The 12,880-nt window shown below is 48.5% G+C and carries 14 protein-coding genes and 1 riboswitch; of the genes, 5 read left to right on the top strand and 9 right to left on the bottom strand.

The window, feature by feature from the left end; translation table 11 throughout:
- A partial coding sequence (locus HQN88_RS28555) for an IS3 family transposase (RefSeq protein ID WP_173116737.1) occupies positions 1–87 on the top strand: 87 nt, incomplete at its 5' end.
- A gap of 821 nt (positions 88–908) precedes the next feature.
- Here the strand turns inward: HQN88_RS28555 and HQN88_RS28550 are convergent.
- Positions 909–1,760 (bottom strand): sugar phosphate isomerase/epimerase family protein, encoded by an 852-nt coding sequence (locus HQN88_RS28550; RefSeq protein ID WP_173118910.1) that lies wholly within the window; start codon positions 1,758–1,760, stop codon positions 909–911.
- 142 nt (positions 1,761–1,902) lie between these two features.
- On the opposite strand from HQN88_RS28550, the gene HQN88_RS28545 reads away from it, so the two are divergent.
- The gene (locus HQN88_RS28545) at positions 1,903–2,754 is read left to right on the top strand and encodes an AraC family transcriptional regulator (protein WP_173118908.1); all 852 of its coding nucleotides are present in this window, start codon (positions 1,903–1,905) and stop codon (positions 2,752–2,754) included.
- A 94-nt stretch (positions 2,755–2,848) separates the two neighbouring features.
- Positions 2,849–3,205 carry an MmcQ/YjbR family DNA-binding protein gene (locus HQN88_RS28540; RefSeq protein WP_246320505.1) on the top strand — a complete coding sequence of 119 codons (357 nt, stop codon included), beginning with the start codon at positions 2,849–2,851 and terminating at the stop codon, positions 3,203–3,205.
- Between the two features lie 72 nt (positions 3,206–3,277).
- Here HQN88_RS28540 and HQN88_RS28535 read toward each other — a convergent pair whose 3' ends face one another.
- The 8 genes from HQN88_RS28535 to HQN88_RS28500 all read right to left on the bottom strand — a co-directional run bounded on the left by HQN88_RS28535 (position 3,278) and on the right by HQN88_RS28500 (position 10,546).
- Positions 3,278–4,393, bottom strand: coding sequence for an aminopeptidase (locus tag HQN88_RS28535; RefSeq protein WP_173118903.1), 1,116 nt, complete (start codon positions 4,391–4,393; stop codon positions 3,278–3,280).
- A gap of 3 nt (positions 4,394–4,396) precedes the next feature.
- Positions 4,397–5,008, bottom strand: a complete 612-nt coding sequence (locus tag HQN88_RS28530) for an ArsR/SmtB family transcription factor (protein WP_173118901.1) — start codon at positions 5,006–5,008, stop codon at positions 4,397–4,399.
- A gap of 679 nt (positions 5,009–5,687) precedes the next feature.
- Positions 5,688–6,347 carry a thiamine phosphate synthase gene (gene thiE / locus HQN88_RS28525; RefSeq protein WP_173118899.1) on the bottom strand — a complete coding sequence of 220 codons (660 nt, stop codon included), beginning with the start codon at positions 6,345–6,347 and terminating at the stop codon, positions 5,688–5,690.
- On the bottom strand, positions 6,344–7,186 hold the full coding sequence (gene thiD, locus HQN88_RS28520; RefSeq protein ID WP_173118897.1) for a bifunctional hydroxymethylpyrimidine kinase/phosphomethylpyrimidine kinase: 843 nt from the start codon (positions 7,184–7,186) through the stop codon (positions 6,344–6,346). The genes thiE and thiD overlap by 4 nt, the downstream gene beginning before the upstream one ends.
- A gap of 550 nt (positions 7,187–7,736) precedes the next feature.
- Entirely contained in the window at positions 7,737–8,504 is a 768-nt protein-coding gene (locus HQN88_RS28515; RefSeq protein ID WP_056608186.1) for a thiazole synthase, read from the bottom strand.
- A gap of 4 nt (positions 8,505–8,508) precedes the next feature.
- Positions 8,509–8,712 carry a sulfur carrier protein ThiS gene (gene thiS / locus HQN88_RS28510; RefSeq protein ID WP_056608183.1) on the bottom strand — a complete coding sequence of 68 codons (204 nt, stop codon included), beginning with the start codon at positions 8,710–8,712 and terminating at the stop codon, positions 8,509–8,511.
- Positions 8,696–9,925: a glycine oxidase ThiO gene (gene thiO / locus HQN88_RS28505; RefSeq protein WP_173118895.1), complete on the bottom strand. Its 1,230-nt coding sequence runs from the start codon at positions 9,923–9,925 to the stop codon at positions 8,696–8,698. The genes thiS and thiO overlap by 17 nt, the downstream gene beginning before the upstream one ends.
- Before the next feature lie 15 nt (positions 9,926–9,940).
- Positions 9,941–10,546 carry a thiamine phosphate synthase gene (locus HQN88_RS28500; protein WP_173118893.1) on the bottom strand — a complete coding sequence of 202 codons (606 nt, stop codon included), beginning with the start codon at positions 10,544–10,546 and terminating at the stop codon, positions 9,941–9,943.
- A gap of 143 nt (positions 10,547–10,689) precedes the next feature.
- Positions 10,690–10,788: riboswitch (TPP riboswitch) on the bottom strand.
- A 181-nt stretch (positions 10,789–10,969) separates the two neighbouring features.
- Between HQN88_RS28500 and hflK the strand changes: the two genes are divergently transcribed.
- Positions 10,970–11,977: an FtsH protease activity modulator HflK gene (gene hflK, locus HQN88_RS28495; RefSeq protein WP_173118891.1), complete on the top strand. Its 1,008-nt coding sequence runs from the start codon at positions 10,970–10,972 to the stop codon at positions 11,975–11,977.
- Positions 11,974–12,846 (top strand): protease modulator HflC, encoded by an 873-nt coding sequence (hflC, locus tag HQN88_RS28490; RefSeq protein ID WP_173118889.1) that lies wholly within the window; start codon positions 11,974–11,976, stop codon positions 12,844–12,846. Before hflK ends, hflC begins: the two co-directional genes overlap by 4 nt.
- The last annotated feature ends 34 nt before the right edge of the window (positions 12,847–12,880 follow it).

Below are 12,880 nucleotides of genomic sequence, written 5' to 3'. Positions count from 1 at the left end.
AACTATTACAATCACGAGCGCATCAAGAAAAAACTAAAAGGCATGAGCCCGGTACAGTACCGAACTCATGCCTCACAGGCTGCATAACATAAATGTCTAACTTTTGGGGGTCAGTTCAGAATTTCCTGACGGTCTTTTGTATGTAAGTGCAGCACCAGAGCCTATACCTGCTGTAATTTGTTCGATCACCCTCTTACTCTCCTGCTTGATCTCCAGCTCAATCTCGCAACCCACCCAACTCCCGCATGATCTTCCGGAACCCATCCTACATAATTACCTGCTATTCTCTTACCTGATGCCCCCCGCTTCCATCCTACAAATTCATCTGCTACCCTCCCCTGTTCTCCCACTACCCTTCCTACATAATCACCTGCTATTCTCCTACTTGATCTCACGCTACCCTCCTACATATTCACCTGCAGCACTCCAACCTAATAGCCCGCTCCACTATCCTACATAATCATCTGCTACTCTCCCTTGTTCCCCCAATAGCCTGCCTTCCTACATAATCACCTGCTACCCTCCCCTGTTCTCCCACTACCCTTCCTACATAATCACGTGCTATTCTCCTACTCTCCTCCCCATTCCCCCCTGCAAAAGTGCAAAAAGACATCCTTTCCCACCATTTCTCATTCTCCGTCTAAAATGCTTGCGAAAAGGCATCAATTTTACTATCATCCAGCCATTTCCCGCCAATTCACTCCAAAAGGTTGCCTTTTCGCACTTATTTATCTACTTTTCAGCTCATGTCCTCAAAATAGATGCCTTTTTGCATCTTTGAAGATATTCCTTCCACAACAACATACCACAGCCCCGTCATTGTGCCCCTCATTCATACCCACTAAGACAAAAAACCTCCAACCCCACTTTTCAGTGGATTTGAAGGTTTTACGCTTATTGCATCTAGTTTACGCTAACCATTGCTTCACTTTTGCTGAGAAGTTATTCAGCATTTCTTGTGAACCGAATTGACCGCTGAAATCTTCAATACCGAGGTAACCGTCATAGCCAACGGCTTTCAAGTCACCAAGTACTTGCTTCCAGTTCACGATACCCGCATCAATCGGTGCCCATTCGCTTTTCCAAAGCTTAATGCCATCTTGCTCTTCGCCTGAAAGCGTCCATGCTGCATTCTTCACATGCACATGTGCAAGGTAAGGCCCTAGCAATTCAAGACCCATACGGTGGTTCTCGAAGCCTTCATGCACCATGTTGCCCGCATCGTGAAGCACGCCAATGTGCTCTGGTTTGAAACCAGATACTAGTCTATGTGCTAGACCAGCGCTAGCAGTGATCGTATTGTGATGCGTCTCCACTAAACCTTTAACGCCATACTGCTGGGAAAGCTCTTGGACATGGTGAAGGTAGTCCACTGCTTTTGCAAACAAATCATTGTAGTTTTTGCTTTTATCATAACCAGGTACGCCAACACGGATGAAGGGCACGCCGATTTTTTGAGCTGCTTTAAACACATGCTCCGTTTCAGCAACATTACAATCATTCAAATAAGGTGTAATGCTCAGGTTCACAAGGTTCTCGTTAAGAGCTGCTTGCTTGAAACGCTCTAGTTCTGCGTCAGAAGAAGCTGGATCGATCGAGCACAAATTATTTCCCCAGAAAGAAGGTTTTTGCCCCACTGCGTCCGCAGGGATATCTTTGAAGCGCCACTCAATGCCTGTAATACCAGCAGTAGCAGCCGCTTTAGCAAGCTCTTCAGGTGTAAAGTCAGGCGTCGCAACAGTAAATACGGATAATTTCATATATATGCCTCCTTAAGTATAAGCAATACCCCATTGAATGTTTAACTCTCCTATATTTTGCAGTATAATAAAAACGTATTCATTGCATTAATTGGGCAAAAGTTTGCTAATATTGACTCCAACTCACAGAGGAGATCTTCACATGCAGGAAATGTACAAGAATCTCGATCAGCTGTTGACTTTTCGACACGCCGTAACCCATAATCCGATTCCGTTGGACTTCCACCAGCATCAGGACCAATATGAAATCTATTTCTTCCTTACAGGTGATGTTCATTATTTCATTGAGAAGCAAGTGTATCCCTTACAATACGGCGACCTGCTGATCATGCATAGCAATGAGCTGCATCGACCTAATTTCCAATCGAAGAAACAGCGCTATGAGAACGTTGTTATTCATTTCAATCCAGCGCTGCTCCAGCATATGAATTCGCAACAGTTCGACTTGTTGAACTGCTTCAATAATCGTGTATTTGGTGAGCAAAATCGCATGAGACTGACGCCGCCACAAATTGACGACATCATGAAACTCTACGATCGCATGGAAATGCATTGCCGTCCGCAAGCATTACCAGGTTCAGAAATCCTTTATTTTGCTACCTTTATTGAGCTGCTCGTTTTTATTAATCGGATCTTTCAGAATCAAGGGAAACAAGAAGAACAAGTCATGATGCCAGACAAGCTGTCCTCCCTCTTCACTTACATTGATGAAAATTTAGATCAGGACCTGTCGCTCGAGGTACTCGAACAAGTTGTCTTCATGAATCGCTCCTACCTATGCCGGCTTTTCAAAAAACATACAGGCAGCACCATTCACGAGCATATCTTGTTCAAACGCATCGCTAGGGCCAAACATTTGTTGCGCGAAGGCTCCACCGTCACCGACACGTGCCAGCTCGCTGGCTTCAACGATTATTCGAACTTCATTCGGACTTTTAAAAAGGCCGTTGGCCTGCCCCCCCGTCAGTACCAATCGCAACAAAGACGGGTGTAATAAGCAGTTTTGCTTACCTTGGACAATCTCAAATCTCAATCATACTTAGGAGTTGACCCTTGTTTCCCACAGTCAAATTGCCTCCCCGGAAGGATTGGCGCTGGTTGCCAGACTCCGCGATTTTTGCACAAAACTGCCGGTAGTAGAAGAAAAGGTAGATGGCTTTGGCCACACCACTTTTCGTGTCAAGGACAAACCTTTTATTTTTATAGGCGAGCGCGATGACCAAGTCTCAACATCTTTCAAAACAAACCTTACTACTCAAGAGTTCCTCTTAGGTCAGGATGGCACGCCTTATAAGAAGACGCCTTATATCGGCCAGCATGGCTGGGTTAGCATTATGAACATTGAACTCGTGCCATGGACAGAGATTGAAGATTTGATCGTAGAAGGGTACGCACGTACGGCTCCTAAGAAGATTGTTCAGCAGTTGAAAGAAACCATGTCATAACCCCGTTGTTTATCACCAAAAAAGGATGCCCAGGTCACTAAGACTTGGGCATCCTTTTTAACTATTCAGAACCTATTTCAGGTTCTCTGGATTCAATACAAGAAGTTCAGGCAATACGAAGATCCCATCTTTACGGATCAACACATCGTCAAACCAAATTTCGCCGCCGCCATACTCAGGACGTTGAATGTTCACCATATCCCAGTGCAGCGAAGATTTGTTGCCATTGTAGGCATCATCATAGCAATTACCAGGTGTGAAGTGGAAGCTTCCGTCGATTTTCTCATCGAACAGAATATCTTTCATCGGGTGTTGAATGTAAGGATTCACGCCGATCGCGAATTCACCTACATAGCGCGCACCTTCATCCATGTCGAAAATTTCATTGATGCGATCCGTGTCATTCGCCGTCGCTTTGACGATTTTACCATTTTCGAAATGAAGCACTACGTTCTCGAAAATAAAGCCATCATGAGGTGACGGTGTGTTATACGAAATGATACCGTTAACGGAATCACGCACAGGAGCAGAGTACACTTCTCCGTCTGGAATGTTCAGCTCGCCATCACATTTGACGCCGCCGATACCTTTGATCGAGAACGTCAAATCTGTACCCGGACCGACAAGGCGCACTTTGTCAGTGCGATCCATAAGCTCTTTCAACGGATCCATCGCTTTGGACATTTTGCCATAATCCATCGTACATACATTGAAATAGAAATCCTCGAATGCATCCGTACTCATACTAGCAAGCTGAGCCATCGAAGAAGTTGGGTAGCGAAGAACAACCCATCTTGTATCCTTGATGCGGACATCGAAATGCACTTGTTGATAATACACGGAATTGTACAACTTCATCCGATCAGCCGGAATATCAGACAGTTCATAGATATTCGCGCCGCCGCGTACACCGATGTAACCGTTCATTTGTTTCATTTGGAAGGCATCTACATCCGCCCATGTTTGCATTTGAGCTTCTGTACCATTCATAACGAGCTCGCGAATCACAGCATGGTCACGCAAGTTTACAAAAGGATGTGCGCCCGCGGCGTGAACCTTTTTGACGATCTCTTTGACTAACGCAGAATCAATCCCATAAGCTTCAATTAAAATATTTTCACCTGGCTGTGCCTTAACAGAATAATTCACTAATACATCAGCAAGCTTAGTTAATCTAGGATCCAGCATGTGTTATCTCTCCTCTTCATTGGCGGGTTCGATGGGGTCAAATCCTCTTTCATGTGTCTGAAAGCCGACCGTCGTCAAATAGAACCATTCCCCATTCTCTTCTTGCTCGGCATCTAGTTCATAAATAAGCGCGCGGAATTTCCTTAACCATTCGGCGTATTTCGCTTTACTCATTTTGACTTCAACCTGCGTCATGATAATCGGCCACTGGGATCGGTCGGGCGATGGAATTTGAAACGCCTCTTCAGGGGCATTAATCGCTCTGTTTCTAGCATGTCCAAGTACACTTAATGTACGTTCTCGGTAATAATTTTCTACTTCCGAAACATACGGGAGCAAGTTCTCACTAGGCACAAAACCACGTGCTACGGCACGATAAAATTTTTGCACAATGCCATTCTTAAGCTCCGTACGAACAACGAAAATCAAATTATGACGCTCAAGTTCATTCAAATGATAATGCACCTTGGCACGCGCCATCCCTAATAGTTTAGCCAACTGCTGACCCGTATAAGCTTTCTCTATGAGATATAGCAGTACTCTAGCGCGAAGTGGATCACTAATTGTTTTGAGTTGTTCGAGTTCTTCAATGATATAAACAGGCTGCAGTTTCATCGTGGATCCGACCTCCCTCTCCAGTACCAAGATGAGCGAATGTACCCTATGCTAGAACGAGTTTTTTCTCGAAAAAGCCTTGTTACAAGCGCTTCTTGGTCATCTTATAATCTCTTAAAGAGATTAATTAAACGACGGTCAAATCTTTTTAACCGTATCATAATGCTAAACAGAATCTATGTCAATTGCGGTTTCTGATACCTAATCATTCAGTACGAGGCCTTTTTCCATGCGACATTTCACCGCTTTAAAGGATTACCGAAGTTAAGCTTTCTACTATGGTAGCAAAAAGGGACGTTTCTGTCACCATTAAAGGTAGAAACGTCACCAATAAATTAACGAGCTAAGCTATACGGCTCCATGCAAATGGAGCTTTCTTCTATTAATTAATGTAAATCTAGGAATTTCGGCAGTATTTCTGGATGATGTGAAAGAGGACCGGGGACTGCTCTACCAAATGCTTATAACGAGCAATAGCAAATAACATATGTTGATTTTTGTCAGTTGATAGCTAGTAAAAATCCGATGTTGGTTGATGCTGATAAAGACCTCAAACGGTTGAAGTCCCAGAGGGCTACTCTACTCCTATGTTCAAAACCTAGTAATTTCGATTAACAAAAATGATTTTTGTCACTTGATATTTCTGTCTCGGAGGATGCAAATTAGTGTGGGTCCACCACTACGGGAAAAGCAGCGTCCGCAACGCCGCTGCAGCTTCGCGCGGTGAGCGCGCACCTGCAATGGCGCTCACTACGGCGATGCCGTCCGCCCCTGCGCGGATGACGGCGCTGGCATTCGTGGCATCGATCCCCCCGATGCCCACGAGCGGTAGCTGGATGCCGCCTGCGCGCATCCGAGCTAGTACAGCAGGCCCCTGGACCTCACGCGCATCGAGCTTCGTGCGCGTGGCGTACTGGGGGCCTACGCCAAGATAGTCGGCGCCTTCGGCCAGAGCCGACTGGGCTTCGCCCAGATCGTGGGCCGACACGCCCACGATCATGTTCGGCAGCCGCTCGCGCACCGCGGCGGCTGGGGCATCCTCTTGGCCGATGTGGATCCCATCGGCCTCAAGCTCTAGAGCCAACCGTTCATCATCGTTCACGATGAACGGGATCCCGCGCTGCGCGCAAAGGCGGCGCAGCCGCGCGCCCAGCGCGAGCAGCTCCGGCCCCTGCAGGGCGCCGGGGCCCTTCTCGCGCAGCTGGAACATCGTGATGCCGCCGTCGATGGCGGCTTCCAGCACTTCATACGGATCAGCCCCGCCACAATTGGGGCTGCCCATTACTAAATACAAACGCAGAGCTTTGCGCAGCTCTTCCGCACTCAAAACAACGCTCATCGCACACCTCGCGTTGCCGTATCTTTCGACTCAGCTCCTCGAATACCTTGCTGATACGCCCAATGATTCGTTGGTCCATGCCCGCTTCCGATATGCAAAGGCTCCGAAATCGCAGCGTGGATGAAGCTTTTCGCCAGTTGCAAGGACGCCTTCGTTGTGAGTCCCTGCGCCAATCCCGACGTTAACGCAGCTGCAAATGTGCAGCCTGTTCCATGCGTATGCTGCGTTACCAATCGCTTCGATGTAAACTCCGTAAAGGAAACTCCATCATACAGCAGATCGGTAGCCTGCTCCGTATTCGCTTCATGGCCTCCTTTGATCATCACATGTTTGCAGCCGAACGCATGAATTCGCATGGCCGCCTTCTGTCGAGAGTCCCCATCCGTAATCAATATCCCGCTAAGCGCCTCCGCTTCGGGGATATTCGGCGTTACTACATCTGCTAGTGGTAGCAACTCTTGTATCATGGCGTCTATCGCCTCCTGCTGCAGGAGCGAAGCTCCGCCCTTGGCAATCATTACGGGATCTACAACGATCTGTTTCCATCCATACGTTTTAATCGCTGCTGCCACAATGTGAATAATGTCTCCGCTGAACAGCATCCCTGTTTTGAGCGCATCAGGTCGCAAATCTTCACCGATGGACGCCAATTGGCGTTCGATCGCTTCCGCACTCATCGGGTAAACCCCCTGCACTCCGAGTGTATTCTGCGCAGTAACAGCTGTAATCACAGACATCCCGTACACGCCGAGTTCTTGAAATGTCTTCAAATCTGCCTGAATGCCAGCACCACCGCCACTGTCCGAGCCGGCAATCGTCAATGCTTTGTATATCGCCACTGTGCTCCCCCCTACTTACTTTTCGCAACTATTAGTCCTAACGGTCACGACAGACGCTATTGTCACCTATTTCACTATCTCCATAATCTAACGGACACGGCAGTCGTTATTGCAGCTGATTTCTCCAAATTAGCAGGAAATTCGACTGAATAGCGACCTCTGTGTCCGTTAGCTTTTTAAAACTTCATCTATATACCAAATAACGTTTCCTGTGTCCGTTAGCCAAGGGAAGACCAAGATCAAGATCAAGATCAAGACCAAGTCCAAGTCCAAAACCAAGACCAAGACCAAGACCAAGACCAAGACCAAGATCAAGACCAAGACCAAGACCAAGACCAAAACCAAAACCAAAACCAACTCCAAGACCAAAACCAAAACCAAAACCAAAACCAAAACCAAAACCAAGACCAAGACCAAGACCAAGACCAAGACCAAGACCAAAACCAAAACCAAGACCAAGACCAAAACCAAAACCAAAGACGGAGCCCTAGATCCAGCGCAATGCCAAGAACTGAAACTATACCTATAGCTACTAGCCTAATCCTTGAACCTAGACCCGGCTCAAACCATCCATCGGACTGCTCGCCGATGCGTAACGCTTCTTCGGAATGCGCCCTGCCTCAAAGCCCGCGCGCCCTGCTTCGATTGCGAGTTTCATGGCGTAAGCCATTTTGACAGGATCCTTCGCACCCGATACCGCTGTGTTCAGCAGCACGCCGTCCGCGCCCATTTCCATCGCCAATGACGCATCCGAAGGTGCCCCAATCCCTGCGTCCACGATGACCGGAACCGTTGCCTGCTCGATGATAAAGCTCAGGTTCAACGGGTTGATGATCCCCTGCCCCGTACCAATCGGTGATGCACCAGGCATAATTGCGTGTACGCCGAGTGCTTGCAGACGTTTAGCTAATAAAACATCATCCGATGTATAAGGAAGTACGATAAAACCTTCCTCCAGCAGCATTTCCGACGCTTTCAGCGTTTCCACTGGATCGGGCAGCAGCGTCATTTCATCCCCAATAACTTCGACTTTGATCATATCGCACAAGCCTGAAGCTTTTGCTAATCGAGCGATTCGGACGGCTTCTTCAGCTGTTTTGGCACCAGCGGTATTCGGCAGCAACGTGAAATTCGACGTATCCAGCATCGACAAGAAATTCGGCTGACTCGCCTCAAAAATATTCATCCGACGAACCGCAAACGTCAAAATTTGCGACTCAGAGATATCCACCGCTTGTTTTTGAATCTGAAAATCTGGAAACTTCCCTGTACCTAGCAACAAACGTGAACGAAACTCATATGGACCGATTTTTAACATCTATTTATCCTCCTCCAACGAAATGAACGATCTCAATTTTGTGGCCTTCCGCCAGCTCAGCACCAGCGTGATCCTCTTTATGTAAAATGGCTGCGTTATGCTCAACCACGAGCATTTTGTCACTTAAATCGAAGTGTGCTAGCAGCTCCACAACGGTCCGAATCGTATCGGGTACATCTACCTGCTGACCATTAATGTGCAGTTTCAATGCTTATCAATTCCTTTCCTGTGGCTGAAAATAGTTCCAGACCCTCGTGACTGTTACTCACCCGTTTGGTTCTAGGTGACAGATCGGGGCTAAATGCATCCAGCCAAGGGGCTATAGATGCTGTCCCCTGCTCACCTGCGCCATCTCCGCCCAAAATCCAATCCGCTATCACCCTCCCGGTGATCGGGCTCAGCAATATCCCGTTGCGGTAATGACCGCACGCTGTATACAAACCCTCCACCGCCGGCACCTTGCCGATGTAGGGCAGTCCGTCGGCCGTCTGCGGGCGCAGCCCCGACCAGGCCTTCTCCCACTCGGCATCGTCGAGTAGCGGCATCAGCCCCCTCGCGCGTTCCATCAGCTCGGCTAAGCCCGAGAGCGAAACCTTGCGGTCATAGCTGTTCGGCACGACCGTCGCGCCGACCACCAGCCGTCCGCCGGCTTTCGGAACGATGTAGCACCCTGGCGAGAACAGGGTTTTCTTCAAGAGCGGCTTCGGCGTCCTAACGGAGAAGCACTCGCCCTTCACGGGATACATCGGCAACTCGATGCCGATGCTCCCCAGCAGCTGACCGCTCCACGTGCCTGCGGCGACGACCACGTGGTCGCTGTAGAGCGGACCAGCGGCCGTCAGCACGCCGATGACGCGCTCCTGCGCGGTCAGCAGCCCTTGCACCTGGGCGAACGGTTGCACCTTCGCCCCAAGCACCTGCGCCGCCTGCGCGAATGCCGCCGCCAGTTGCGGAGCATCGACCTGCCCATCTTCGGGCAGGTACAGGGCTCCGCGCGTCGCTGCGCTCAGCGCGGGCTCTAAGGCCGTGGCTTCAGCCGCGCTGAGCCACTGGGCCTGCTCACCCGCTGCGCGCTGGAGCTTCGCCCGCGCGCGCAGCTCCTCCTCTTGAACGTCGCTGAGCGCGACGTTCAGCAGCCCCTCACGGACGAGGCCGATGTCGATGCCCGTGAGCTCCCGCAGTTCCCCACTCAGCTCGGGGAACATAGATCTACTCTGGCGCGCCCACTGGAACAGGGCGCCCGTATCTTCCATCTCGGACTGCGCGCCGAGCATGCCTGCGGCCGCAGCCGAGGCTTCGGTGCCCAGCTGGCTGCGTTCTAGCAGCGTGACGGATTGCCCTCTTTTAGCCAAATAATAGGCGATGGATGTACCGATAACACCGCCGCCAACGATGATGACATGGGATCTTGCTGCTGACATTTCGCTCACCTCTATTTATTGAAGCTCATCATGATAGGCCAGAACGGCTCCAAGTGGATCCGCTGCTTCCCATATTCCGCTCATCACTGCGATCCCAGATGCTCCTGCATCCAGAACGGACTTTACCCTCGCAGGTGTCATCCCGCCTATCGCAATAACAGGTATGTTAACCTCATTAACTAATTGTCTTAATTGCTCTAAGCCCCTAGGCGGCACTCCTTGCTTGGAGTTTGTCGCAAAAATATGACCGAACATCACATAATCGGCCCCTTCTTTTTCACGCCATTTCGCTTCATCTGCCCCATGCACAGAGACTCCGATGCGTTGTATCCCCCGGCAAAACTCATCCTGAATAACAAGAGATGGCGTTGTGCCTGGAAGCTGAAGCCCTCCTGTTTGCAAAGCCAGAGCGATAGAAGGAAACCCGTTGACGTACAAGCTTTGGGCGGGAATCCCTTGCTCCACCAGGTACTGAACGCCGATAAACACTTCGTCCAAGGACTTCCTTTTCTCGCGAATATGAATCGCCGTGACATGCGGGTGAATCTGAGCCGCAATCTTTGCGATCTCCGACCATGTATGCTTACCGCCTGTTATGACATGCAGTTCTTTCTGTGACATGCAAGGCTCGACTCCTCTCCAGGAAACATCACTCTCTCTTTAATCGGCACCTTTCATCCAGATGCTTTGTAAACACAAAAAAACCACTTTCCTCAGGAAAGTGGTTGTAGGTTGCCTCATCATAAACAGATATAAAATCGGCTCCAAAGCTCGTTCCACTTTCCTCCGCTGGCATAAACCAGATCAGGTTCAAAGGGTTCAGTCTATACTGTCTCAGCCTCTCGGCGCCCCTAGGGATTCATTCGTATGCAATTACTAACCATCATAGCATGACAGCCAACTCTTGGAAATAACAAATTTCCATTCAACTTACAGTCGACCTAGCCTTTCTCAGTTTACTGAGAATTACGTCTCCTTATTGAAACCATTTCCAATACTTCCCGTATAGCATATCAGTAAAACTTATATTAAGGGGTGTTTGCCATGGAACCATTTGTACTGCCAGAACCTGATCGACGAAGACCCTCCTCCCTCCCGCCGGGCTTAATGACCAAAATTGTTATCGGCCTAGTTATCGTTCTCGCCCTTATTTTCGGATCTTCCACCTTTTACACGGTACAGGAGCATGAGAAAGCGGCTATTTTAACATTAGGTAAATATACGACCGAAAAGGAAGCCGGGCTTCACTTTAAACTCCCTTTTCCCATTCAACAAGTAATTGTATTACCAGCCAAAAAGACACAACGTATCCAAATCGGCTTCCGTGAGGCGGGTGGCAAAATCACTCCCGTAGAAGAAGAAGCGATGATGATTACGGGGGATGAAAATATTTTATCCGCAGATGCCGTGGTGGAATGGAATATTAGTGACATGCGTAACTATTTGTACAATATTGATAATGCAGAACTGTTCCTACGTAACTCCGCGAGTGCAGCCATTCGTTCAGTTATCGGTGCTACTGCGCTAGACTTTGCCATTACAGAAGGAAAAACCGAGGTCCAAGGCAAGGTCAAAGAACGATTGATTGAGATGCAGACGAAATATCAAACAGGTATTCATATTGTCGATTTGAAATTCCAAGATATCGAGCCGCCAGCTGGCGATGTGCAGAATGCTTTTAAAGATGTCACCAACGCACGCGAAGAGAAAAACACGAAGATTAACGTGGCGACGAAATACGAAAATGATATCCTTCCAAGAGAGCGCGGTAACGCCCAGGCACTGCTTGAGAATGCTGAAGCTCAGAAGAAATCACGGATTTTGAATGCGCAGGGGGATGTGGCGAAGTTTAATGCCCTCTATGCGGAGTATGCCAACAATAAATCAGTCACAGAGAGCAGGCTTATCATTGAAACGTTAGAAAAAATATTGCCGAATGCCAAAATTTTCATCAGTGACAGCACTGGTGAAACGGTCAAATATTTACCGATTAATGAACTGCTGCGCACACCTGCTGCGGCAACAGGCACGACTGGAGGGACTGCGAAATGACCTTACAAAATAAATGGATTTTGAGATCCATCCTTGGTGTCGTTCTCGTTATTTTCTTCCTGATTTCCATCTTTATTGTCAAAGAAGGCCAATACCGCGTCGTTCTCAAATTCGGAGAAGCCGTTCGGATCCAAACGGAACCTGGTATTCATTTTAAAATCCCATTCATTGAATCGGTTCGTACGCTTCCTAAATATCAGATGGTGTATGACAGTAAACCTACGTCCATTCTGACCAAAGATAAAAAGCCGATCGAAGTAGATAACTATACGGTATGGCGGATTGATGATGCGCAGCAATTCTTGCGCACGATTCAATCGATCACAGGCGGGGAAGAGCGGATTGATGCGGCTGTGTACAACACCGTTAGACGGAAGTTATCGGAGATCAATTATAGCGATATCATTAGCGAAAACACCCAACGTGGTAACTTAAACGATGAGATTACGAAGGAAGTTTCCGAGTTAATGGAGCGCGATAACTACGGGATCCAAATCGTCGATGTGCGCATCAAACGCACGGATCTGCCTGATTCCAACAAGCAAAGCGTGTACAAACGGATGATCTCTGACCGCCAATCCATTGCAGCGAAGTATTTGTCCGAAGGTGATGAGGAGTCCAAGAAAATCACCTCCAAAGCCGATAGACAGGCAAGTGAGTTGATCGCGCAAGCGCAAGCGGATGCGAAGAAAATCGTGGCTGAAGGCGAGCAAGAAGCGGCTAAAATCTACAACTCCGCTTACGGTCAGGACCCTGCCTTTTACAATTTCTATCGTACGCTGGATAGTTACTTAGTGTCCTTCAAAGGGGAGCCAGTCATCATGCTGCCGATCGATTCCCCGTACACGAAAATTTTACTAGGTAAATAATATTGGTTAACACCGTAAAGCACACTCTTCCTAG

Source organism: Paenibacillus qinlingensis (assembly GCF_013204845.1).
Lineage (GTDB): Bacteria > Bacillota > Bacilli > Paenibacillales > NBRC-103111 > Paenibacillus_E > Paenibacillus_E qinlingensis.
Note: the sequence above shows the minus strand (reverse complement) of the source record. Positions and strands in the feature narration are given on the sequence as shown.